Origin of the sequence: Aeromonas dhakensis, from assembly GCF_002285935.1 — a bacterium.
Lineage (GTDB): Bacteria > Pseudomonadota > Gammaproteobacteria > Enterobacterales > Aeromonadaceae > Aeromonas > Aeromonas dhakensis.
Map to the genome: position 1 here is coordinate 3877283 of NZ_CP023141.1, position 22605 is coordinate 3899887.

19 protein-coding genes are annotated in these 22605 nt (G+C 63.5%); 9 read left to right on the forward strand and 10 right to left on the reverse strand.

Annotated features, from left to right (window positions below; genetic code table 11):
* Window positions 1-125: 125 nt before the first annotated feature.
* Window positions 126-2132 (forward strand): methyl-accepting chemotaxis protein, encoded by a 2007-nt coding sequence (locus CK627_RS17980; protein WP_095593019.1) that lies wholly within the window; start codon window positions 126-128, stop codon window positions 2130-2132.
* A 267-nt stretch (window positions 2133-2399) separates the two neighbouring features.
* A complete protein-coding gene (locus CK627_RS17985; protein ID WP_167385380.1) occupies window positions 2400-2690 on the forward strand; it encodes a hypothetical protein in 291 nt (96 codons plus the stop codon).
* Window positions 2691-2745: 55 nt separating this feature from the next.
* Here the strand turns inward: CK627_RS17985 and CK627_RS17990 are convergent, their stop codons facing one another.
* Entirely contained in the window at window positions 2746-2934 is a 189-nt protein-coding gene (locus CK627_RS17990; RefSeq protein ID WP_010634417.1) for a hypothetical protein, read from the reverse strand.
* 313 nt (window positions 2935-3247) lie between these two features.
* On the opposite strand from CK627_RS17990, the gene CK627_RS17995 reads away from it, so the two are divergent.
* From CK627_RS17995 to CK627_RS18005, 3 genes are all read left to right on the forward strand, one after another.
* Window positions 3248-4156, forward strand: a complete 909-nt coding sequence (locus tag CK627_RS17995) for a LysR substrate-binding domain-containing protein (protein WP_095593020.1) — start codon at window positions 3248-3250, stop codon at window positions 4154-4156.
* 326 nt (window positions 4157-4482) lie between these two features.
* On the forward strand, window positions 4483-6465 hold the full coding sequence (locus tag CK627_RS18000) for an alkyl/aryl-sulfatase (RefSeq protein ID WP_095593021.1): 1983 nt from the start codon (window positions 4483-4485) through the stop codon (window positions 6463-6465).
* Window positions 6462-6980: a hypothetical protein gene (locus CK627_RS18005; RefSeq protein ID WP_017786607.1), complete on the forward strand. Its 519-nt coding sequence runs from the start codon at window positions 6462-6464 to the stop codon at window positions 6978-6980. Before CK627_RS18000 ends, CK627_RS18005 begins: the two co-directional genes overlap by 4 nt.
* Window positions 6981-7058: 78 nt before the next feature.
* Here the strand turns inward: CK627_RS18005 and speA are convergent, their stop codons facing one another.
* Window positions 7059-8960: a biosynthetic arginine decarboxylase gene (speA, locus tag CK627_RS18010; RefSeq protein WP_005299427.1), complete on the reverse strand. Its 1902-nt coding sequence runs from the start codon at window positions 8958-8960 to the stop codon at window positions 7059-7061.
* 735 nt (window positions 8961-9695) lie between these two features.
* Window positions 9696-9995 carry a hypothetical protein gene (locus CK627_RS18020; protein WP_095593022.1) on the reverse strand — a complete coding sequence of 100 codons (300 nt, stop codon included), beginning with the start codon at window positions 9993-9995 and terminating at the stop codon, window positions 9696-9698.
* A 33-nt stretch (window positions 9996-10028) separates the two neighbouring features.
* On the opposite strand from CK627_RS18020, the gene pepT reads away from it, so the two are divergent.
* Window positions 10029-11252, forward strand: a complete 1224-nt coding sequence (pepT, locus tag CK627_RS18025; RefSeq protein WP_095593023.1) for a peptidase T — start codon at window positions 10029-10031, stop codon at window positions 11250-11252.
* A 154-nt stretch (window positions 11253-11406) separates the two neighbouring features.
* The gene (gene olsF / locus CK627_RS18030; protein ID WP_095593024.1) at window positions 11407-13131 is read left to right on the forward strand and encodes a bifunctional ornithine lipid synthase OlsF; all 1725 of its coding nucleotides are present in this window, start codon (window positions 11407-11409) and stop codon (window positions 13129-13131) included.
* A gap of 62 nt (window positions 13132-13193) precedes the next feature.
* Here olsF and CK627_RS18035 read toward each other — a convergent pair whose 3' ends face one another.
* The 4 genes from CK627_RS18035 to CK627_RS18050 all read right to left on the reverse strand — a co-directional run bounded on the left by CK627_RS18035 (window position 13194) and on the right by CK627_RS18050 (window position 16148).
* On the reverse strand, window positions 13194-13505 hold the full coding sequence (locus CK627_RS18035; RefSeq protein ID WP_095593025.1) for an Rdx family protein: 312 nt from the start codon (window positions 13503-13505) through the stop codon (window positions 13194-13196).
* 37 nt (window positions 13506-13542) lie between these two features.
* The gene (locus CK627_RS18040; protein WP_095593026.1) at window positions 13543-14664 is read right to left on the reverse strand and encodes an adenosylhomocysteinase; all 1122 of its coding nucleotides are present in this window, start codon (window positions 14662-14664) and stop codon (window positions 13543-13545) included.
* Window positions 14665-14850: 186 nt separating this feature from the next.
* Window positions 14851-15588, reverse strand: coding sequence for a hypothetical protein (locus CK627_RS18045; RefSeq protein WP_095593027.1), 738 nt, complete (start codon window positions 15586-15588; stop codon window positions 14851-14853).
* On the reverse strand, window positions 15588-16148 hold the full coding sequence (locus CK627_RS18050; protein ID WP_095593028.1) for a YceI family protein: 561 nt from the start codon (window positions 16146-16148) through the stop codon (window positions 15588-15590). The genes CK627_RS18045 and CK627_RS18050 overlap by 1 nt, the downstream gene beginning before the upstream one ends.
* A 111-nt stretch (window positions 16149-16259) precedes the next feature.
* Between CK627_RS18050 and CK627_RS18055 the strand changes: the two genes are divergently transcribed.
* Window positions 16260-17162, forward strand: coding sequence for a LysR family transcriptional regulator (locus tag CK627_RS18055; RefSeq protein ID WP_095593029.1), 903 nt, complete (start codon window positions 16260-16262; stop codon window positions 17160-17162).
* Between the two features lie 30 nt (window positions 17163-17192).
* On the opposite strand, the gene CK627_RS18060 is transcribed toward CK627_RS18055, so the two are convergent.
* Entirely contained in the window at window positions 17193-17609 is a 417-nt protein-coding gene (locus tag CK627_RS18060; protein ID WP_005299401.1) for a hypothetical protein, read from the reverse strand.
* Window positions 17610-17675: 66 nt separating this feature from the next.
* Here CK627_RS18060 and CK627_RS18065 point away from each other — a divergent pair, with 66 nt between their 5' ends.
* On the forward strand, window positions 17676-19406 hold the full coding sequence (locus tag CK627_RS18065) for a formate--tetrahydrofolate ligase (RefSeq protein WP_095593030.1): 1731 nt from the start codon (window positions 17676-17678) through the stop codon (window positions 19404-19406).
* A 236-nt stretch (window positions 19407-19642) separates the two neighbouring features.
* On the opposite strand, the gene CK627_RS18070 is transcribed toward CK627_RS18065, so the two are convergent.
* Together CK627_RS18070 and folE are read right to left on the reverse strand one after the other, a co-directional pair.
* Window positions 19643-21298 carry a methyl-accepting chemotaxis protein gene (locus CK627_RS18070; RefSeq protein ID WP_019840723.1) on the reverse strand — a complete coding sequence of 552 codons (1656 nt, stop codon included), beginning with the start codon at window positions 21296-21298 and terminating at the stop codon, window positions 19643-19645.
* Between the two features lie 382 nt (window positions 21299-21680).
* The gene (folE, locus tag CK627_RS18075; protein ID WP_005299391.1) at window positions 21681-22337 is read right to left on the reverse strand and encodes a GTP cyclohydrolase I FolE; all 657 of its coding nucleotides are present in this window, start codon (window positions 22335-22337) and stop codon (window positions 21681-21683) included.
* Window positions 22338-22605: the final 268 nt, after the last annotated feature.

A 22605-nucleotide genomic window follows, 5' to 3' on the forward strand; every position in this document is an offset into this window, starting at 1 on the left:
CCCCCTTCCTGAGTGAAAAAGCCAAGAGGATCACAACTTCCACCGCCCTTCCAACCGAGCCTCCCCGGCGAGGAGTAATATCCAGCCATCCCGCTACACGCCCCCCTCGGGGCCCGAGGCTTCATATGAAATGGATATTCATGCCCGCCATCCGGCTCGGCAATCAGCTCTCCTTCAAATACAAGTTTTTGCTCTGGTCATGCCTGATGCTGCTGCCGCTCGCCTACAGCATGACCAACCTGCTGGGCCGGCTGCAGGACGACAATGCCCAGGCCCGCAAGGAGCTGGCCGGCGTGGTCAAGCTGGCACCGCTGCCCGCCATCGAGCAGGCCCTGCTGAGCCATCGCAACCTGGTCACCCGGCACGGCTATGAGCAGAATCCGGTCGACGAAGAGGAGGTCAAGGCCGCGGCCCGGGCCGTCGATGCGAGCCTGGCCGCCTTTGCCGCCAGTGGACAGCAAAACCCCACCTTTGATGCCCTCGCCCAGGGCTGGGCCGGCCTGCAAAACGAGGCGCTCGGACTCGAGGTGGATCAGAGCAACCTGCGCCACGACAAGCTGCTGACCGAGGTGCGCCACCTCTACAAGAGCATTACCGCCGCCAGCAGCCTGGTGCAGGATCCCGCGCTCGGCACCTACTACATGGTGGTGCTCGCCAGCGAGCGGTTGCCGCAGCTGCGCGACCTGCTGGCCCAGGTTCGGGATCGGGCCGCCACCATCGCCGACTTCGGCCTGTTTCAGGCGCAGGGGTATAGCGCCCTGCGCTTTCGCCTCGACCTCATCAACGCCACCCTGCAGGAGCTGGAGGCCGACCTGACCCTGCTCTATGAAATGGCGCCCGCCTATCGCAGCGAGCTGGGCCAGCAGACCGACGCCCTGTTGCAGCAGGCCCATCAGGGGGTCGACACCCTGGAAAGCAAGATGATGAAGGATCAGCAGGTGCAGCTCTCCAGCCAGGAGGTGCTGGCGCTGGGGGATGGGCTGGATGCCGCCATCACGGCGCTGGCGGGTCAGGTGCGCCAGCGACTAGAGGCGGATCTGCACCAGCGCATGACCGCCAACCAGCGCCACTTCTGGTGGGTGACCGGGCCGCTGACCGCCATCCTGCTGGTCTATCTCTACCTGATGATCGGCGCCTATCTCTCCTTGCGCGCCACCGTGGGTCGGGTGCGGGAGATCGCCGCCCGGGTCAACGCCCAGGATCTCGGCCAGCAGATCGAAATCGTCGGCCAGGATGAGCTGGCGGCCATCAGCCGGGATTACAACATAACCCTGCAGACCCTGCGTACCCTGATGCTGCGGGTACGGGAGAACGGCGTCAGCGTGGTGGAGAGCGCCACCGACATCGAAGCACGGACCTGCCGCTCCCAGGAGGTGATCGCCGATCAGCAAGGGGAGACCCACCAGGTGGCTACCGCCATCAAGGAGCTGGCCGCCACCTCCCACGACATGGCAGGCAACGCCCAGCAGGCCGCCCGCATGACCCAGGAGGCGCATGCCGTGGTGGGTCAGGGCGAGGCGGTGGTCGAGCGTACCATCACCGCCATCGACCACATCAACCGCGAGGTGCTGCGCACCGCCGAGGCCATCGGCCAGCTGGAGCAGCAGTGCAGCCAGATTGGTGGCGTCATCGGGGTGATCCGCGGCATCGCCGAGCAAACCAACCTGCTGGCCCTCAACGCCGCCATCGAGGCGGCCCGCGCCGGCGAGCAGGGGCGCGGCTTCGCGGTGGTGGCCGACGAGGTGCGCTCGCTGGCCAGTCGCACCCAGGGGGCCACGGTCGAGATCCAGCAGATGATCGAGCAGCTGCAAACCGGCGCCCGTGCCTCGGTCAGCGCCATGTCCGCAGCCAGCCGCGAGGCGCAGGAGGGGGTCGGTCTGGCCCAGGAGGCCCAACAGGCCTTTGGCGCCATCACCGAACGGGTGGGCAGCATGGTCGACACCAACTCGGTCATTGCCAGCGCCATCGAGCAGCAGGGGGCTGTGGTCAACGAGATAGAGCGCAACGTGGTGCGCATCTCCGATGGCAGCGACGAGGCGCTGCAGGTAGCCAACGCGGCCCGCGACGCCGCCCGCCAGATCCACCAGCTCACTGAGCAGCTGCGTGCCATGGTGCAAAGCTTCGTACTCTGAGCCGGCGCCCGTCACCCACGCCAGCCCCTTGCCGGGCTGGCTTTTTTTGCAAATTCAGACCGTCAGGCTGCATTGTTTTTCTTGGCGAAAAAAGTATCGACTAGCCATTGTGCAATGAGATGCAAGCGGGGTAATCTGCAGCCACAACAAGATTCGAACGTTACCTTTTTGCCTGCAACAGGCCCGGGGATCAGTTCGACGCCCGAGAGGCAGTTCGACGAGAGGAAGCTCGCATTACGACACACAAGTTCAAGCGAGGTATCGCAAATGGCGAAGTACCAGTTTTTCTCTATCCCGGCCTCCAACCGGCAGCAGTACACCTTTATCGACATGGCCTCCCCCACCTTTCTGATTGAGAAAGCCGCGCTGCTGGCGCAGGGGTTCGAGATAGAAGAGGATTTCATCGACGCGGCCAACCCGCGCGAGTCGGTGGAGAAGTATGGCTCCAACTTCCTCTACGTGGCCGATGAGCTAGGCAAGTCGGACGCCGGTTACGCCGCGGCCGTCGCCGTGCAGGCGCTCGGCAAGACACTGCGGGGGCAAAACCGGGGCAATTGAGTAAGTAGATGAAGCGCGGCCATCGGCAAGCTGCCGATGGCCGCAGCAATATGGTTCAACCGCAGGCGAGCTGGCGGAGCATCTCGATCAACTCCTCCTCGCTGCTGGGCTCATAAGCCAGCGTCATGCTCGGCGCCGCCCCTCCCATCAGCATGTAAACGTGCGTGCTGCAGTGGTCATAGTGATACCACTTACCGTCGATACAGACGTCGGTATAACATCTCGGGTCCCTTTCAAGTTCCATACATCCATCCTTCTGTTACCTACTACCCACATCCTTTTTCGACCGTAAAGTAACCAGAGCGTTACAAACTTGATGCAGATCAAGCCAGGTTGCCGACGCCACCATTTCTCGGTAAAAGAGCCCCGAAAGGCGCTTCTTCTGCCTCAGCAATGGTCATATGCTGCTCGTTAAGTTCTCAGTCAGCCACGCCCGCCACAATGTGAGCTGGGGCAGCGGATCCTGCGCAGCCCCTCAGGCGCCCTTCACCCCATGGCAGGGCCCGGCGACAGCCAGCGTCTGGCGCCACACGACCAGGCCCACAGAGGAGGCATAGATGAGCCACTCCCACATAGATCTGAACCTGTTTCGCATCTTCGATCGCGTCATGACCGAGAAGGGAGTATCGGCTGCCGCCGCCAGCCTGGAGATGACCCCCGCCGCCATCAGTCAGGCCATTCGCAGGCTCAGCGATCTCATCGGCGAGCCCCAGTTTCGCCGCGATGGCCGCGGGATCATCCCCACCAGCCGTGCCCTCGCCCTGCACCGGGAGATCCGCACCGCCCTGCATACCATGGAACGCTCCCTGCTGCTCAATCAGGCGTTCGATCCCCTCACCAGCCAGCGTATCTTTCGCATCGCCAGCCACCCGGACCTCGATCTCCTGCTGTTGCCGGCGCTGCTCGCCCATCTGGCCAGGGTGGCGCCCCACTGCCGGGTGGAGTCGGTGCCCGGCATGTTTGAAGAGCATCTGCGTCAGCAGGCGCTGCGCCTTCGCAACATCGACCTGGTGCTGGCCAGCACGGCGCTGGAAGAGACCGGCTTTTGCAACGAATCCCTGCTGACCCTGGAGCTCAGGGTAGCCTGTCGCGCCGATCATCCGCGCATCGGGGAGAGCCTCGACTTCGAGACCTTCTTTGCCGAGGAGCACGTGGTCTGGGATGTGCGCCGCAAGGACGACTGGGTCATCCGCAGCCTCAGCGAGCAGGCCCTGCCCCCCCGCAAGATTGCCTACGAGAGCAACGCCCTGCTCACCGCCCTCTCCCTGGTCAGCCAGACCGAGTGGCTCTGCGTGGTCAGCCAGTGGCATGTCGCACAGGTGCGCGACACCCTGCGGCTCAAGGATTTTCCGCTGCCCTGGGCCTCCAGCCACTGTCCCGTCTACATCAGCTGGCACCAGGCGCAGGGCCGGGATCCCGCCCTCCAGTGGTTTATCCGCCAACTGCACCTGATTGCCGCAAGCTGACCCTCCTCATTTAACCACCGCTTAACTGTCGTTTATTGCCGGCTGCCATGATTGTTGCGGCCGGCTTGACTACTCTGGTGCCGACCCCGTTGCCGTGCCCTCGGCGCAATGCCGCAACGCCCGACTAACCAAGCGATGCTGACCATGTTCATGGGACATGTCGTCAGGGGGCATCTCTCGCCCAACGTTTCACTCCGGGTCCGGATAGCGCCAGCCATGGCTGGCGTCATCTCGGCTACCCGTCACTCACCCTGTTTATTACTGGGAGGCATCAGAGTCTGACTACACTTGGTCCTGCCTGCCCACCACAATCTGGAGAAAGACAGATGAAGCTCAAGTTCTCGACGCACACCATTGTCACCCTATGGCTCTCCGGCTCCCTGCTGTTGCAGCCGGCCTGGGCCGTCATCAACCCCAAGCCGGCCAGCGAATTTACCATCCAGGCCAACCAGAATGTGCTGCACACCCTGCCATTCAACGACAAGCAGGATTTCGAGGACGCCCGGCGCGGCTTCATCGCCAAACCGGATACCCTCACCATCAAGGATGAGCAGGGCAACGTGGTGTGGGATCTGGAGCAATACAAGACCTACATCGGCCTGGACAAGACGGCGCCGGATACCGTCAACCCGAGCCTGTGGCGCAATGCCCAGCTGAACATGGAGTACGGGCTGTTCAAGGTGACCGACAAGATTTACCAGATCCGCGGCTTCGATCTCTCCAACATCACCTTCATCCAGGGTGACAAGGGATGGATCGTCTTCGACCCGCTGATCTCGCCGCAGACCGCCAAGGCTGCCCTCGCCTTCATCAACAAGACCCTGGGCGAGCGGCCGGTCACTGCCGTGGTCTACAGCCACTCCCACGTGGATCACTACGGCGGGGCCGCCGGCCTCTTCAACTCGCCGGACGAGGTGAAAAAGAACGGGGTTCAGATCATCGCCCCCGAAGGGTTCACCGAGCATGCGGTCTCGGAAAACGTCATCGCCGGCAACGCCATGGCCCGCCGCGCCGTCTACATGTATGGCGCCCTGCTGCCGCGCAATGCCCAGGGAGGCGTGAATGGCGGCCTGGGGCAGACTACCTCCACCGGCGTGCCCTCCCTGCTGCTGCCGACCCGTTTCATCACCAAGAGTGGGGAAGAGGTCACCCTGGACGGCGTGCGGATGGTCTTCCAGATGACCCCGGGCACCGAAGCGCCGGCCGAGATGAACACCTGGTTCCCGGACAGCAAGGCGCTCTGGATGGCCGAGAACACCACCAACACCATGCACAACATCCTCACCCTGCGCGGCGCCCAGGTACGTGATGCCCTCAAGTGGTCCAGCTACCTCAACGAGACCATCGAGACCTGGGGCGACCAGGCCCAGGTCAAGTTCCAGAGCCACCACTGGCCGCGCTGGGGCAATGCCAGCATCGTCGACTACTTCAAGAAGCAGCGGGATCTCTACAAGTACATCCACGACCAGTCGGTGCGGCTGATGAACATGGGCTACACGGGTGAGGAGATTTCGGAGAAGATTGCCTTGCCCCCCGAGCTCAACGACTTTTGGCCGAACCGCGGTTACTACGGCACCCTGCGCCACAACAGCCGGGCCGTCTATCAGCGCTACATGGGCTGGTACTCCGGCAACCCCTCCGATCTGGACAACCTGCCACCCGAGATGGTCGGTCCCAAATACGTCGAGTTCATGGGCGGTGAGCAGGCGCTGCTGAAGAAAGCCAAGGCGTCGTTCGACAAGGGGGAATATCGCTGGGTCGCGGAAGTGCTCAAGCACCTGGTGTTCGCCAACCCGAACAATCAGGAGGGCAAGCTGCTGCTGGCCGATGCGCTCGAGCAGCTGGGCTATCAGGCCGAGTCCGGCCCATGGCGCTCCGTCTATCTGCAGGGGGCCTATGAGCTGCGCAACGGCGTGCCCACCGCTGGCGGTACCGTCACCGCCTCGCCGGACACCATTCGCGCCATGAGCCCCAGCATGCTGTTCGACTATCTGGCGGTGCGGATCAATCCGGAGAAAGCGGCCGGCAAGAAGATGGTCATCAACATGGACTTCACCGACATAGGGGAGAAACACACCCTGAGCCTGGAGAACGCCGTACTCAATCACACCACCCACTATGCCGCCAAGCCGGATGTCACCCTCACCCTGAGCAAGCAGACCCTGGACGACATCCAGCTGGGCCAGGGCACTCTGGAGCAGAAGATCGCCAGCGGCGAGATCAAGGTTCAGGGGAACCCGCAGACCTTCAGCGACTTCGTCGGCCTGCTCGACAAGTTCAACTTCTGGTTCAACATAGTGACCCCATGATGCGACGCACCCTGCGCGTGTGCATGACCCTGCTCTGCCTCATCCCCGGGATGGGGCAGACCTGCGGTTATGACGCCCTCTACCCCAATCCGTTTGAACAGAGCTGGCCCGGCGCACTCGACGTTGCCATGGCGACCGCGGCAGCGGTCAATGATGAGAGGGTGGCCCGTCTGCCTAGCCTCACCGGCGAGGCGGGGTTTGCCCGCAGCCAGGCCTGGCTGCAGACCCTGAAGAGCCGCTTCCAGCAGGCCGGCGTCAGGGGCGGCGTCTCCATCCTGCTGGTCGATTCCGGGCTCTGGTCGAGGCTGCGGGGCAAGGAGTCACTGCTGCTCCAGCTCCATACTGCCGGCCCGCACCCCAAGGATCGGATGATGCTGCTAAGCGAGGCGGCCCTCGACGCCCTGCTGGCCGGCACCCTCACCATAGAGGAGGCGCTGCGGCTGGGGGTGGTTGCCATGCCGGGCGAGGAGGGCCGGCAGTTGCAGCACGACTTGCACCTGGCCCTGGGCTCATGAGCGCCCAGACATGAAAAAAGGGAGGCATCTGCCTCCCTTTTCTTTGCTGCCATCGGGGCAACGAACCAGCGCGGGCGCTTATTCGTCTTCCAGGTAGGCGTAGCCTTGCAGACCCAGCTCCAGCTCTTCGAGCAGGGCCTTGCGAGCCGCGTCGTCCAGCGCCGGGTGGGAGACGATCCGCTGATAGTTCTCGCGAATGACGGACGGGTCGATGTTGACGTAACGCAGCAGCTGGTCGACGGTGTCGCCGCGCACCACGTTGCGAATGTCCATCTTGCCTTCCTCGTCCAGCCACACTTCCGCGCAGTGGGTGTCACCGAACAGGTTGTGCAGATCGCCGAGGATCTCCTGATAGGCGCCCACCAGGAAGAAGCCGACATGGCACTCTTCGTTCTCGCCGTAGACCGGCATCGGCAGGGTGCTTTCCACACCCAGACCGTCGACGTAGTGCTCGACCTGACCGTCGGAGTCACAGGTGATGTCCATCAGGATACCGCGGCGGGTGAGCGGACGCTCGAGGCCGGCCAGCGGCATCACCGGGAACACCTGACCGATACCCCAGGCATCCGGCAGGGACTGGAACAGGGAGAAGTTGGCAAAGCACTTGTCAGCCAGTTTCTCGGAGAGCTCGTCAGCCAGCGCGCGGTGGTTGCGGTTGACCGGGTTGAGCATCTCTTTGAGCGCCAGACAGGTGTTCTGGTGCAGCATCTCGGCCCAGGCGCGTTGCTCGAGGTTGAGCAGACCCATGGTGTACTGGGTATTGACGTCGCCCAGGTCTGCCACCGAGTCGTGGAAGATCTCCAGCAGGGAGGGATCTTCGCCGCGCAGGTCCAGCCACCCTTTCCACATGTTCTGCAGAATGGTGGGCGCATCCTCGTCCGGTGCGCTGATGTCGTTCATCTCCACCCCTTCGGCACCAATGATGTTGGTGACCAGCACGGCGTGGTGAGCGGTCAGGGCACGGCCGGACTCGCTGATGATGGTCGGGTGCGGCAGGTCGAACTCGCGGCACACGTCGCCAATGCCCCACACCACGTTGTTGGCGTACTCGGAGAGGCTGTAGTTGGCGGAGCAGTGGCTCTGGGAACGGGTTCCCTCGTAGTCCACGCCCAGGCCGCCACCCACGTCAACCACTTCGATGTTGGCACCGAGGCGACGCAGTTCGGCGTAGAAACGGCCGCACTCGCGGATACCGCCCTGGATGTCGCGGATGTTGGCGATCTGGGAACCCAGATGGAAGTGCAGCAGCTGCAGGCAGTCCAGCTTGCCCAGGCCGCGCAGACGCTCGATCAGCGCCAGGATCTGGGAGGCGGACAGACCGAATTTGGACATGGAGCCGCCGCTCGATTCCCACATGCCGGAGCCGGTGGAAGCGAGCTTGGCACGCACCCCGATGTTGGGCTTGATGTTGAGGCGAGCTGACTCGTCCAGCACCATTTCCAGCTCGGAGGGCTTCTCCACCACGATGTAGACCTTGTGGCCCATCAGATTGCCCAAGAGGGCGTGGCGGATATATTCGCGGTCTTTGTAACCGTTGCAGACGATCACCGAGCCTTGCTCATGGTGATGGGACAGCACGGCCAGCAGCTCCGGTTTGGAACCAGCTTCCAGGCCAAGCCGGGGCTTGTCGCTGTAGGACTGGCTGATGGTCTCGATGACGCGACGCTGCTGGTTTACCTTGATCGGGTAAACGCACAGGTAGTCCCCTTCATAGCCTGACTTCTCGATGGCCTGACCGAAAGCGTTGAACAGCGCATCGACCCGGCTCTTGAGGATGTCGGGGAAACGCAGCAGTACCGGAGTGGTCAGCCCGGATTGACGCAGTTGTTCGATGGCATCGGAGAGCACGATCTGTGCGTCAGGGCGTGACTTGTCGGGAGCGACGGTCACATGACCGGCGTCATTGATGTTGAAAAAACCCGCACCCCAGTAGGGAACGTTGTAGACCTTCAAGGAGTCCTTGCTGGACCAGTTAGTCATGGGCTATGCCTCGCAAATGAGCGGCCGGTGGCCGCCTTCGTTACCCTCAATCACATCCAGACCATCGATGAGCAGGTGTGGCGCGCCGAAGCGGCCTGCGGGCGAGCAAGGCAAGACGTCCGGCACCGGGCGTTGACGCCGCGGGTTGACCTGAACGTTCACCTGTCGCCACCTCCCTGGTTCATCGCGGCAAGCCTAGGCTGCCTGGTGGATCTTGGGGAAGTAACGAGTCTTGATGTGGGGCTGGTGGCTTTACATCAAGCTCAACGGTATGCGGTGCTGCAACCAGCGCCGCGGTACTTTGATGACAAACGACATCAGCCACGTCGTTCGTTCATCATTCGGCAGCCGTCACGACAGCAGGGGAGGGTTTCAAGGAAGAGATGCGAAGGCGTCAGCACGCAAGCGTGTTGATAGACGACAACAACCACAGCCAGCTCACCGCCAGTGACCGCCCATGACAAGGGAAGATGATGAGCCGATGGCTCACTCGGTCAGCCGGAAAATGAGAGTCCGTTGTTCTCCCTGATACCGGAGCCTAACCGGTATTAAAGAAACCATACCCTAGCAGTGTCTGTCGTTTCTGCGTGCCTCGCCCTATAGGCGTATGATCCTGCGGGAGTCTGGCGGCCTCTGCCTGCTCAGGGTTGCCCTTGGATCGGCGCGGAGTGTACACACTTACCGCCAGCGGTGACAATAAAAAATAGTGTTCAAAAACAGCTTTTCATAAGGCGATCAAATCTTGTTGCCAGCGGGCCTGGCAAGCGGGGGAAGAAGTCCCGCCACGCGCCCTTTTTCACCCTGAAAATAACCCCGTCTGGCCCGCCCTCGCCCCTCCCCTGCCACCAAGGGCATTGACGGAAAAATGAGTCCCATCACAAGCCGCTTAAAAATGCGGTTGATGGACCATTTTATGCTGTTATTGATATCAACAACCACAGCCTCAACCACCTTACACCTTTCCACCCCGATCTTCGCCAAAAAATGTGGCAAAAACTGCGCTGACGCAAAAAGCCCCGCCGCCAGATTGGCCACAATGACCCTCCACCACAGGTTTGAGGCTTGCCAATGGATACCTTGCTTGAGCGTTTTCTGCGTTACGTGACTTTTCATACCCGCTCCGATGCGACCAATCCCGTCTGCCCCAGCAGCGAGGGACAGCTGGTCTTCGCCCGCGCCCTGTGCGACGAGATGCAGCAGATGGGACTGAGCCAGGTCACCCTGGACGAGCACGGCTACCTCACCGCCTGCCTGCCGGGCAACCAGCCGGACGCGCCGGCCATCGGCCTCATCGCCCACATGGATACCGCCGACTACGAGGCGGCGCACGTGGTGCCCCAGATCATCGAAAACTATCAGGGGGGGGACATCTGCCTGGGCAAGGGTGACGAGGTGCTGGCCATTCGCGACTACCGTTTCCTGAAAAACTACCTGGGCCAGGATCTCATCACCACCGACGGCACCACCCTGCTGGGGGCCGACGACAAGGCGGGCATCGCCGAGATCCTCACCGCCATCGACCACCTGCTGGCCCACCCCGAGATCCCTCGCGGTGATGTCTGGCTTGGTTTCACCCCGGACGAGGAGATAGGCCGCGGCGCCGACCGCTTCCCGCTGGACCGCTTCCCGGCCCGCTGGGCCTACACGGTGGACGGCGGCGAGCTCGGTGAGCTCGAATACGAGAACTTCAACGCCGCCAGCGCCACCGTGCGCTTTATCGGCAACAACGTGCACCCCGGTACCGCCAAGGGCTGCATGATCAACAGCCAGACCCTGGCCGCCCGCTTCCACGCCGCCATGCCCGCCGAGCAGACCCCGGAGTGCACCGACGGCTATCAGGGCTTCTTCCACCTGGCCCAGATGAACGGCACAGTGGAGGAGACCAGCCTGCACTACATCATCCGCGACTTCGACGACGAGGGTTTTGCCGCCCGCAAGGCCCAGCTCAAGGAGCGGGTCGCCTCGTTGCAGCTGGAGGCGCCAAAAGCGCGCATCGAGCTCACCCTGACCGACAGCTATCGCAACATGCGCAGCCAGATCGAGCCGCACATGCACATTGTCGAGCTGGCCAAGGCCGCCATGCTGGCCGCCGACGTGGCGCCAAAGATAAAACCCATTCGCGGCGGCACCGACGGAGCCCGGCTCTCCTTCATGGGTCTGCCCTGCCCGAACATTTTCACCGGTGGCCACAACTTCCACGGCAAGCACGAGTTCATCCCGCTGCAATCCATGGAGAAAGCGGTCGCCACCCTGGTGGAGCTGGTGCGCCTGACTTCGGCCTGGCGCGACTAGACCGGCCATCGTTACCGCCATGACCAAAGCATGACCAAAGAGGGGGAGCCGGTTAACCGGCTCCCCCTCTTTGCCATCAAACTGTCATCCCGCTGCCATGGGGCGGGAACAAAAGGGCGTCACGCTAGGGCAACGACTCATCGGAGCCCAGCCCATGTTCAGTGTCGATGCCCTGCTACAACAACACCTGCCCCGCCTGTCGGCCAACGACCTGCTACGCCCCCTGCTTCGACAAGGGTTGCGCTGGCTGCTGCACGAGCAGGCGTTTCAACGCTTCGCCGCATGCCACCCCCATCTGCGCGGACTCGACTTCGTCGAGCAGGCGTTGACCGAGCTCGACTTCGACTACCGGGTGAGCGAGGCCCAGCTCGAGCACATTCCGGCCAGTGGCCGGGTCATCATAGTCGCCAACCACCCCATCGGCTCCCTCGACGGGCTGGCCCTGCTGCGCCTGCTCGGCCGCATCCGGCCGGACGTCAAGATAGTGGCCAACCAGTTGCTGGCCCAGCTGACGCCACTGCGACCCCTGCTGCTGCCGGTGGACAACCTGGGGGGCAAGACAGACAGGCGCGCCATCCTGGCGATGGGGGAACACCTGGCGGGAGAAGGGGCCTTGGTGATCTTTCCCGCCGGCGAGGTGTCGCGCCTCGGCCCCAAGGGGGTCAAGGACGGCCCCTGGCAATCAGGCTTCATCAAGCTGGCCCAGCGCACCCGCACCCCGCTGGTGCCGATCCATCTGGACGGGCGCAATGGGCTCTCCTTCTATCTCGCCGCCTGGCTCAACAACGACTGGGCCGGGCTGTTGCTGGTCAAGCAGCTGTTTCGCCAGCAGGGCAAGCGCATCGCCATCACCATAGGTGCCCGCATTCCGGTGAGCGGGGTGCAGGAGCTGCCCGCCAAAAGCGCAGCCCGGCTGGTGCGCAGCCACCTCTATCGCATCGGGCGTGGCAAGCGGGGCTTGCTAGCCACCGAAGCCCCCATCGCCCTGCCGGAGGAGCGCCGCCAGCTCAAGCAGGCCATCGAATCCTGCGAGGCCCTCGGCCATACCCCGGACGGTCAGGGGATCTACCTCTACCGACGCCACGAGCTGAGTCACTCGGTGATCCTGCGCGAGCTGGGGCGCCTGCGGGAGATCGCCTTTCGGGCGGTGGGGGAAGGCTCCGGCAGACGGCGGGATCTCGACGCCTTCGATGATGACTATCACCACCTCATTCTCTGGGATCCGGCCAGGCTCGAGATCATCGGCGCCTACCGTTTCGCCCCGGTGGCCGAGTTGCTGGCCAGCAAGGGGCTCGACGGCCTCTACAGCCACACCCTGTTTGGCTTTGAAGAGAAGCTACTGCCCAGGCTGGAGCTTGCCATCGAGCTTGGCCGCAGCTTCATCCAGCCTGCCTACTGGGGCAAGCGGGGGCTCGATTACCTCTGGTTTGGCATCGGCGCCTATCTGGCCCGCTATCCCGACTACCGCTACCTGTTCGGCCCGGTGTCGCTCTCCGGCAGCCTGCCGGCGGCGGCCAAGGATCTGCTGGTGAGCTTCTATCGCCAGCACTTTGCCCCCGAACTGGCGCTCGCCCCCTCCCGCCGCCCCTACCCCGCCACACCGCTCCTGTTTGCCGGGCTGGATTACGGCGCCGATCTCAAGGAGCTCAAGGCTCGCCTCGACAACCTGGGCTGCGCCATCCCCACCCTCTACAAGCAGTACTCCGAGCTGTGTGAGCCGGGCGGCGTGCAGTTCATGGATTTCGGTATCGACCCCGACTTCAACCACTGCATCGACGGCCTGGTGTGGGTGGATGTGAGCCGCCTCAAGCCCCACAAGCGGGCCCGCTATATCGGCCTCCCCGCCGAAGATAAGCCGGGCACAGCTGCCGACCGTTGAGCGGACGCCACAACGAGAGAGGGAGGCCTGCGCCTCCCTCTCTTTGTCATTGATGCTGCGGTTTACTCTGCAGTCGGTTTGCGATCGGCATGGCCCAGATCGCGCTCGGGGACGATGACATCGCGCACCCGTTGCTTGATCTCCTTGGCTTCGGGGAAGCCCTCGTCCGCCACCCGATCCCACACCTGCACCCCGTCCACCAGGATGCGAAACTCCCCCTTGCTGGCCGGCACCAGCGCCACCTCACCCAGCTCGCTGTCGAAGGTGGAGAGCAGCTCCTGGGCCAGCCAGGCGGCGCGCAGCATCCAGCGGCAGAGGGTGCAGTAGCGGATCTCGATGCGGGGTTTGGGGGCGGACAAGGTCGTCTCGCTCATGTGGTCACTCCATCAATGGCGGCAAGAAAAAAGAGGCTCACTGGGTGACCCCGTGGAAGTCGGCCAGCCAGTGGCGGGCAATGGTGCGCATGGTCGACTGCGGCAGGTCAAACAGGCCGGGGGCAAGCGGCTGCAACGCCAGCTGGCGCACCCCTTCGATGATCTCCGCCAGCACCAGGTAGACATATTCGCCGATGACGGCGCCGTGGACGAAGTTGACCGCCTCGCCCCGGTTGAGCAGAAAGATGGTGCTGCCGTCCGGGCGGGTCAGCGCCAGCACGTGGGGGCACACCTCTTCGCTCGGCCAGGGCAGTTGGGAGAGACAGAACGCAAACTCGTCGTCCGCCGAGGTGACCGAGGCAACCATGGTGCCGGGGCGCAACCGCTGCAGATCCGCCAGGTCCAGCGCGCCGTTGCCGGTGGAGCAGATCACCAGCTCGGCCCGGCTGAGGGCCTCGGCCTTGCCCACCAGCTTGAAGCCGTGGGAGAGCGCCTCCACCTGGCGCAGCACGTCAGTCTCCACCAGCTCCAGATGCAGGTTGCGGCACCTGAGCTCGCGGGCGATGCTGCGCCCCACCTTGCCGTAGCCGAACAGGGCGGCCTGGCAGACATTGAAGGTGCGGTTGAGGGTGCGGGCCAGGGATTCGGCGGAGTAGACCACGCTCAGGCCGATCTGGATATCCTCGGCCTGCTTGAGAGGGCTGCGCGCCACCGAGATGACCGAGGTGGACAGCACCTCCTGCTCATAGCGCTGATGGCCGTTCTCGGTCATCTCCACCACCCCGAGGAAACGGGGGCCGAAATACTCGCTGAGGGTGGCCTGGGTTCTGGCGAAATAGCCGCCGATATCGAGAATGATCAGCCGTTCATGGGGCGCCACCAGCGGGGCTATGTGCTCTATCACCCCCTGCGGGGTATTGGTCCACTGGCGGTTGAGAGGCAGCACCGGATAGTGCTGCTGGGCCCAGGTCAGGGTCGGTCCGTGAACTGACTTGGGTTTGGGCAGGATGGCGCCGATCCGCCCGATCTGATCGAGGGCCTGAATAAACTGGGGGCGATCGGGAAGCAGATGGGTAACCAGCAGGATGCAGAGACCGTCGAGACGTCCCTGCTCGGTGAAATGGCGAAAAAACAGATGCTCAGATCCTTGACTGCGCAACTGTGGCCTCCTTAGCGCGCCGCAAACAAGCAGGCAAACAGAACCCGGTCAGACCGGGTTCTGTGTGTGTCCAGATAATTGAAAATCCTTTTTATCTGAAACCACTATGGGGCTCAATCTTTATCTGTACAGACTATGACGAAGTCGGCAACTTTTGGGTTAATTGCCTGTTTTTTATGCTAAAAATCAGTAAAGAGAGGCCTCTGGCCACACCTTCCACAGACTCAGACCCGCCCCTACGCCCGCCAGCAGGATCAGCAGGGCCCAGCGCTGGAACCAGGGTTTGTTGCGCAGTGCCCACTCCAGCAGCGGCAGCAGCCAGACCGGTAGCAACACCAGCAGCGGCACTTCCACGTATTGCCAGGCGAGCATCTGCATGAAGGCCAGCGCCAACCCGAGCGCCGCAGGCGCCACCTGGCTGCCGGCAAAGGCCCCGAGCAGAGCACGGAAACCGGCGAAGGCCGCTAGCGCACCGGCCAGCTGGGCAATCAGTAGGCTGCCGTCGATGCCGATCACCAGTGCCAGCCAGATGAAGCCGAGGGCAAAGCCGAGCCCCTCGCGGCTGTCACCGCGCAGTCCGGTCCATCCCAGCCAGCCAATGGCGGGCAACAGCGCCAGCCAGATGGCGGGCTCGCTTGCCAGCACCGAGGCCAGCCCCTGCCACCACACCAGTGCCCCGAGTGCGGCAAACAGCGCAAGCGCGGCCCGCTGGTCGGCCAGCTGCGCCGCCAGGGCGGGCACCAGCAAGGTGAGTGGCAGCCATTGCCACGCCTTGACCGGCAGCCCGTAGGCACCGCCCAGCAGACAGCCCACCAGCCAGAGCGCCAGGGCGCCCCACAGGTATCCCAGCCGCGGCCAGCGCCACGACAGCAAAGCGGCCCCCAAAGGAGCCGCCAGGGTTTGAAGCAGGAGTGCCGCGCCCATTACTTGCGCACACCTTCGACAAACAGTGCGATGGTCATCTCGTCCGGAATGTTCGGCACCATGTAGTTCACGCCAAAGTCGCTGCGCTTGATGGTGGTGGTGGCGTTGAAGCCGCTGCGGTAGCCGCCCCAGGGATCCTTGCCTTCACCGATGTGAACCAGCTCGAAGGCCACTTCCTTGGACACGCCGTGCAGGGTCAGGGTGCCTTTCAGCACGCCCTTATCCTTGGTGCCCTCGTAACCGGAGCTGACGAAAGTCATCTTGGGATACTGCTTCACGTCGAGGAAATCGGGGCTGCGCAGGTGTTTGTCGCGCGGCTCGTGGTTGGAGTCCACACTGGCGGCATCGATCTCGAAGCTCGCCTTGGCCGCTGCCGGGTTGGCATCGTCCATGCTGAAGGTGCCGCTGAAGGTGTTGAAACGACCCACCAGCTCGGAGAAGCCGAGGTGTCCCACCTTGAATTGCACCGTGGTATGCGCCGCATCGACGTCGTAATCGGCAGCCATCAGGGGCGCCGCCATAAACAGGCAGGAGGCCAGCAGGGCCTTGGTCATCTTCATCCGTTCGTTCCTTCATATTGGGGGTTCACAACAACAGCCAAGATGCTAACCTCCATACCGGACATAGATAATCAGCGATTTATTAAAATAATTATCAACTGAGAGTGAAAGATGGACCAGATAGCCGCCATGCGCACCTTCATCAAGGTGGTGGAGTGTCAGAGTTTTACCAAGGCCGCCAACCAGCTCGGCATCTCGGTCGCCATGACCTCCAAGCTGATGCAGCAGCTGGAGGAGTCCCTCTCCACCCGGCTGCTGTCGCGCACCACCCGCCAGGTCAACCCCACCGAGGCGGGCCAGTTCTACTACCAGCGCTCCCAGGCGCTGCTGGCGGAGCTCGAAGAGACCCACAGCCAGCTGACCCGCAACAACCAGCAGCCCCAGGGCACCCTCAAGCTGTCGGTGCCGATGGATTTCGGCTACCTGCACCTCTCCCCCGCCCTGCCGCTGTTTCGCGAACGCTACCCGGACCTGAAGCTGGAGATAGAGTACAGCGATCGGCGAGTGGCACTGGTGGAAGAGGGGTTTGATCTGGCACTGCGCATCGGCAACCTGCCGGACTCCTCCCTGGTGGCCAAGCCGCTGGCCATGATGCGGCTGGAGGTGTGCGCCAGCCCGGGCTACCTGGCCCGTCGAGGCACGCCGAACAGCCCGGAGGATCTCAAGCAGCACGACTGCCTGCTCTATACCCTGACCCAGCCGGACTGGGTATTCAAACGGGATGGCGAGCAGCTGAGCGTACGCCCGCAGGGGCCGCTGCGGGCCAACAACGGGGTGGCCCTGACCCGAGCGGCCTGCGACGATCAGGGCATCATCTTGCAGCCCACCTTCATCGTCGGCGATGCGCTGCGCTCCGGCGCCCTGGTGTCACTGCTGCCGGAGTGGGAGAAGGGGCAGGTGGGGCTCTATGCCCTCTATCCGCATCGCCGCTTCGTCTCGGCCAAGGTGCGCTGTTTCATCGAGTTCGTGCAGGAGCGCTATCTCGCCCCCCACTACTGGGATCGCCAGGCTTAAGTCTTTGCCGCGGCCTCGGTGATGGGATGGCTATGAGGCGGCGGTATCGGCAGGCAGCGGCAACTCGGCCACCAGCAGCACGTCGCGCAGGTTCAGCTGCCAGCGTGGCAGGCGCTGGCGCAGGGTCGCCAGCTGCTCATCGCCGAGGGCATAGGGCAGACTGATGTGCAGGCAGTGGCAATCGAGCATGCCGGCCAGTTGCAGGATCAGGATGAGGTTGGCCTCGTCGGTCTTGTGCTTGTTGATGCGTTTGGCCAGCTCGTGGCGAAAGTGGGTCTCCGGATCCTGGGTCATCGCCTGCCAGCCGTAGCCAAACAGCGGAATGAAGGCGCTGACGATGCCAAGGGCGGTGAGTGGCTGCTTGGGCGGGTGATAGAGGGCGTTGAGATCCAGCTCGATGGGCGTTAGATGCAGCTCACGATTGCCGGACAAAATATTATTACTCATTGGATAACCCTCTTGATTCCACTAGACTTCGCCGCATATTTGACCTGACATGCCAACGAGGTGCTGATGCTAAGCGATATCGAGATCTCCCGCCAGTCCCCCCGTCTCTCCATTCATGTGCTGGCCGAACGCCTCGCCATCCCTTCGCACCAGCTGAGCCCATACGGCCACTACAAGGGCAAACTCAGCCTCGAGCTGCTCAAGTCGCTCCCCAAACCGGCGGGCAAGCTGGTGCTGGTGAGCGCCATCACCCCCACCCCGCTTGGCGAGGGCAAGACGGTGACCACCCTCGGCCTCTCCATGGGGCTCAACCATATCGGCCAGCCCAGCATCGCCACCATCCGCCAGCCAAGTCTCGGGCCCGTATTCGGGGTCAAGGGGGGCGCCGCCGGCGGCGGCCACGCCCAGGTGGTGCCGATGGAGGAGATGAACCTGCACCTCACCGGTGACTTTCACGCCCTCACCGCCGCCCACAATCTGGCGGCGGCGGCCCTCGATGCCCGCCTGTTCCATGAGCGCAAACTCGGTGACCAGTTCAGCGCCAGAACCGGCCTGCCTCGGCTCGATATCGATGCAGACAACATCCTCTGGCCGCGCACCCTCGACATGAACGACCGCGCCCTGCGCCACCTCACCATCGGCCAGGGGGGCGCCGCCGACGGCGTCGAGCGAGCGGATCGCTTCGTCATCACCGCCGCCTCCGAGCTGATGGCCATTCTGGCGCTGGCGAGCGATCTGAACGATCTGCGTGCGCGCATCGGTCGCATCCAGCTGGCCCGCGACCTGCACGGCAACCCCATCACCGCCGAGCAGCTGGAAGTGGCGGGCGCCATGACGGTGCTGCTCAAGGAGGCCCTGCAGCCGACCCTGATGCAGACCACGGAGCAGACCCCGGTGCTGGTGCACGCCGGCCCCTTTGCCAACATCGCCCACGGCAACTCCTCGGTGATCGCCGATCGCATGGCCCTCGGCCTCACCGACTACGTGGTGACCGAGGCGGGCTTTGGCTCCGACATGGGGCTGGAGAAGTTCTTCAACATCAAGAGCCGCCAATCCGGCCTGACCCCGGCCTGCGTGGTGCTGGTGGCGACGGTGCGCGGCCTCAAGGCCAACAGCGGCCTGCTCGACATCCGCCCGGGCCAGCCGCTGCCCGAAAGCCTGCTGGGCGAGGATCTGCCGACCCTGACGCAAGGTTGTGCAAACCTCGGCTGGCACATCGCCAATGCCCGCCGTTACGGGGTGCCGGTGGTGGTCGCCATCAACCGCTTCCCCACCGACAGCGAGGCGGAGCTGGCCTTGCTGGCCCGCGCGGCGATGCAAGCCGGCGCCTCTGGCTGCGCCATCTCCCACGCCTTTACCCAGGGCGGGGCCGGGGCCGACGAGCTGGCCCGGGCGGTGGTGGCCGCCTGTGGGCAGCCGGGCCAGGTCAAGCTGCTCTACCCCGACGAGGCGAGCCTGGACGCCAAGCTGGCGACCCTGGTGGAGTGTGGTTATGGCGGGCGCGGCGTGCAGCTCTCCGACAAGGCGCGCCGCCAGCTGGCGCAACTCTCCGCCGAGGGGTGGGGCCACTTGCCGGTCTGCGTGGCCAAGACGCCGCTCTCCATCAGCCATGATCCGACCCTCAAGGGGGTACCGACCGACTTCGAGGTGCCCATCGAGGAAGTAAAGCTCTGCGCCGGCGCCGGCTTCGTCTATGCCCTGGCGGGCCCCATCATGACCATGCCGGGCCTTGGCAGCCTGCCGGCCTACCGTCATATCGACATCGATGATAACGGCGAAATAGTCGGACTAAGCTGATGGTTGATGGTGAGTGGCAGCTGCAGGCAAAGCCACCGCCTCGACAGCCTGCCACCGGTTACCGTCATATCGATATCGACGAGCACGGCGAGATAGTCGGCCTGAGCTGAATGGCCGGATAAAGGATCTGGCGCCGGCCGATGACGCTGCGCTCATCGACCCTGCGATCAACAAACCTGCCAGAAACAACAAGGCCCCGTCACTGGACGGGGCCTTTTGCTATCTGCCAAACGCTCTTAGAGGGTAAAACGCTGAGTCATATGGTGCAGCGTATTGGCCAGCTTGCTCAGCTCGACACAGGCCTGGGCGGTCTGCTGGGCCCCCAGGGCGTTCTCGTCGGCCGCATTGTGGATGTTGACGATGCTGCGGTTGAGCTCCTCGGTCACCGCATTCTGCTCCTCGGTGGCGGTGGCGATCAGCGTGTTCATGTCGGTGATCTGGGTGACGGCACCGTTGATGGTGTCGATGCTGTTGCCCGCCTCCCGCGCCAGCCCCACGCTCTCCTGCATCTGCTGACGGCTCAGCTGCATGGCGCTGCCCGCCTCGGCGGTACGCTCCTGCAGCACCTCGATCATCTTGCTGATCTCGGCGGTGGAGTTCTGGGTACGCTGGGCCAGGGAGCGCACTTCATCGGCCACGACCGCAAAGCCGCGCCCCTGTTCACCGGCGCGCGCCGCCTCGATGGCCGCGTTGAGGGCCAGCAGGTTGGTCTGCTCGGCAATGCCGCGAATGACATCAAGCACCATGCTGATGTTGGTGCTGTCCTGCTCCAGCTGCTGCACCACGGCGCCCGCCTGCTCAATCTTGACCGACACCTCCTCGATGCTGCTGATGGCGCTGCGCACCACCTGGTTGCCCTGGGTCGAGGTGCGCGAGGCATCCTTGGCGGCGCTCATGGCATCCGTGGTGTTGCGGGCCACCTCGTTCACCGTGGACTGCATCTCGTTCATGGCGGTGGCGACCTGGGAGACCTCGCTCTGCTGGCGGGCCATGCCGGTGGCGGATTGCTCGGAGATGGCACTCACCTCCTCCACCGCGCTGCTGAGCTGGCTCACGGAGCCGGCGATCTCACTCACCAGATCCGCCAGCGCCCCCTGCATGCGATCGATGGCGGCGCCGAGCTGGCCCAGCTCGTCACGCTTGAAGCGACTGCCGCGGATCCACTCCTGCAACTCGCTCTTGCCCAGATCACCGCTCGCGATGCGCTGGGCCTGGCGGGCCAGCATCACCAGCGGATCGCGGATCTGGCGGGTCAGCACGGTGGAGAGCGCCCCCGCCAGCACCAGACCCAGTACCAGCGCCACTATGATGCTCAGCTTGGCGCTGTCAAACGCAGCCACCACCTGGGCACGGGAGCCCACGGAGTAGCCGTGGTTGATGCGGATCAGGTCCCCCACCGACTTGGCCAGGTTGGTATAGAGGGTGATCCCCTCGCTCATGAACAGCTGCTGGGCCTCGGCCAGCTGGCCGCCATCCTGCATCTGCCGGATGCGCTGGTGCAAGGCCACGTACTTGTCCCAGTCCTGCTTGACGATGTCGAAGGTGCGCCGCTCTTCCACGTCCTCCGCCCAGATGGTGGCATCGTGCGCCTTGACCTGCCGGGCGACCTCTTGCAGGGTCTGCTCGCCAAGGTCGCGATAGTGGGCTTTCTGCTGCGGATCGGCCGCCACCAGAAACACATCCAGTTCATAGCGGCGCAGGGTATTGATGGTCTCGCCCAGGGTACTGGTGCGCACCACGGCGGGCAAAATGCTGTCGGTAAAGCCGATGGCGGCCCGGTTCATGTTGCCAAACTGCAGCAGCGAGAAGCCGCCGATAAAGGCCATCATCAGGCCGAGCATGGCAAAACCCGCGGTGAGTTTCTTGCCGATGGTCATGGTACTGGTATTCATGGCATGTCCTGGATATGAGTGAACAGATAACGCTCGTCTGAACCGTACGCATACGGCCCGCTGTCACCGCCTCCATGGCGGCTCATCCAGCCTTGATGAATATATGTCCTTGCATGAACGAGGCGACATTTTTTACAAGATGCCCGGCTGAGCGCAGGTCTCTTATCGACAGACCCACCCGGCCAAGAGAGCAGCCAAAGCCTGGCACCTTGAAGACTTGAACGCACTCCCGAAAGATGCGCACAAGCCATAACGGGATATATCGACCGGGGATGTCCATCCGTCGGTGCGACCATCCGGCGGCCAGCGGGCCGTCAGGGGCAGTGAAAAAAGAGGGGAAAGCGAGGAGACATGCCGCAGTGGCGACACATCTCCTGGCAGATCAGCCTTTCAGACCGGCCAGAAACTCGGCACGGGTATCGGGCTGGGTCTTGAAGACGCCACCCAGGGAGGTGGTGGTGGTGTAGGAGGTGGAGTCCATCACGCCGCGAGCCTTCACGCAGAAGTGGGTCGCCTTGATGCTGATGGCCACGTCCTTGGTGCCGAGCAGGGTCTGCAGCGCCAGCAGGATCTGCTGGGTCAGGCGCTCCTGCACCTGGGGGCGGCGGGCAAAGAACTGCACGATGCGGTTGATCTTGGAGAGCCCGATCACCTTGCCGCGGGGGATATAGGCCACGTGGGCCAGCCCGTCGATGGTGACAAAGTGGTGCTCGCAGGTGCTGGTGAGGCTGATGTCCCGCACCATGATCATCTCGTCCACCTTCATCTTGTTCTCGATCACCGTCACCTTGGGGAAGGTGGCGTAATCGAGGCCGGAGAAGATTTCGTTCACGTACATCTTGGCGATGCGGTGCGGTGTCTCTGCCAGACTGTCATCGGCCAGATCCAGCCCCAGCGTCTCCATGATGGCGCGCATGTGGCCCTCGATCTTCTCCCGCTTCTGCTGGCCGTCCAGGGTATTGGCCACCAGAGGTGTTTCGAGGCCCTCGGCCTCGAGGGCGGCCCTGACCAACAGGGCTTCCCGACTTAAGCTCGTCATCTTGTTCCTCTCCCACGCTCAGGGACTGTGATGGCCGCCTCGCTATGACGGCACTCGGTTGTGGCGCAATAGTAGACGGCGATTATTGTCATAATTCAAGCTAACTCAAGCCCGTTCCCTGACTTTATGCCAATCTGGCGGCTTTTACTTCGCCGGCGCTACCCATACGGGGGGAGGCGCGCTGCCCGGTCGCTGCCTATCTGTACAGCCAAAGGTTTTATCCTGCTGCAACCTGCCCATCGGCATGGATTTTTGGGATAATCCGCCC

Coding starts and splice junctions, on each gene's coding strand:
- CK627_RS17980 (WP_095593019.1), top strand. CDS start 126: ATGAAATGGATATTCATGCCCGCCATCCGGCTCGGCAATCAGCTCTCC.
- CK627_RS17985 (WP_167385380.1), top strand. CDS start 2,400: ATGGCGAAGTACCAGTTTTTCTCTATCCCGGCCTCCAACCGGCAGCAG.
- CK627_RS17990 (WP_010634417.1), bottom strand. CDS start 2,934: ATGGAACTTGAAAGGGACCCGAGATGTTATACCGACGTCTGTATCGAC.
- CK627_RS17995 (WP_095593020.1), top strand. CDS start 3,248: ATGAGCCACTCCCACATAGATCTGAACCTGTTTCGCATCTTCGATCGC.
- CK627_RS18000 (WP_095593021.1), top strand. CDS start 4,483: ATGAAGCTCAAGTTCTCGACGCACACCATTGTCACCCTATGGCTCTCC.
- CK627_RS18005 (WP_017786607.1), top strand. CDS start 6,462: ATGATGCGACGCACCCTGCGCGTGTGCATGACCCTGCTCTGCCTCATC.
- speA (WP_005299427.1), bottom strand. CDS start 8,960: ATGACTAACTGGTCCAGCAAGGACTCCTTGAAGGTCTACAACGTTCCC.
- pepT (WP_095593023.1), top strand. CDS start 10,029: ATGGATACCTTGCTTGAGCGTTTTCTGCGTTACGTGACTTTTCATACC.
- olsF (WP_095593024.1), top strand. CDS start 11,407: ATGTTCAGTGTCGATGCCCTGCTACAACAACACCTGCCCCGCCTGTCG.
- CK627_RS18035 (WP_095593025.1), bottom strand. CDS start 13,505: ATGAGCGAGACGACCTTGTCCGCCCCCAAACCCCGCATCGAGATCCGC.
- CK627_RS18045 (WP_095593027.1), bottom strand. CDS start 15,588: ATGGGCGCGGCACTCCTGCTTCAAACCCTGGCGGCTCCTTTGGGGGCC.
- CK627_RS18050 (WP_095593028.1), bottom strand. CDS start 16,148: ATGAAGATGACCAAGGCCCTGCTGGCCTCCTGCCTGTTTATGGCGGCG.
- CK627_RS18055 (WP_095593029.1), top strand. CDS start 16,260: ATGGACCAGATAGCCGCCATGCGCACCTTCATCAAGGTGGTGGAGTGT.
- CK627_RS18060 (WP_005299401.1), bottom strand. CDS start 17,609: ATGAGTAATAATATTTTGTCCGGCAATCGTGAGCTGCATCTAACGCCC.
- CK627_RS18065 (WP_095593030.1), top strand. CDS start 17,676: ATGCTAAGCGATATCGAGATCTCCCGCCAGTCCCCCCGTCTCTCCATT.
- CK627_RS18070 (WP_019840723.1), bottom strand. CDS start 21,298: ATGAATACCAGTACCATGACCATCGGCAAGAAACTCACCGCGGGTTTT.
- folE (WP_005299391.1), bottom strand. CDS start 22,337: ATGACGAGCTTAAGTCGGGAAGCCCTGTTGGTCAGGGCCGCCCTCGAG.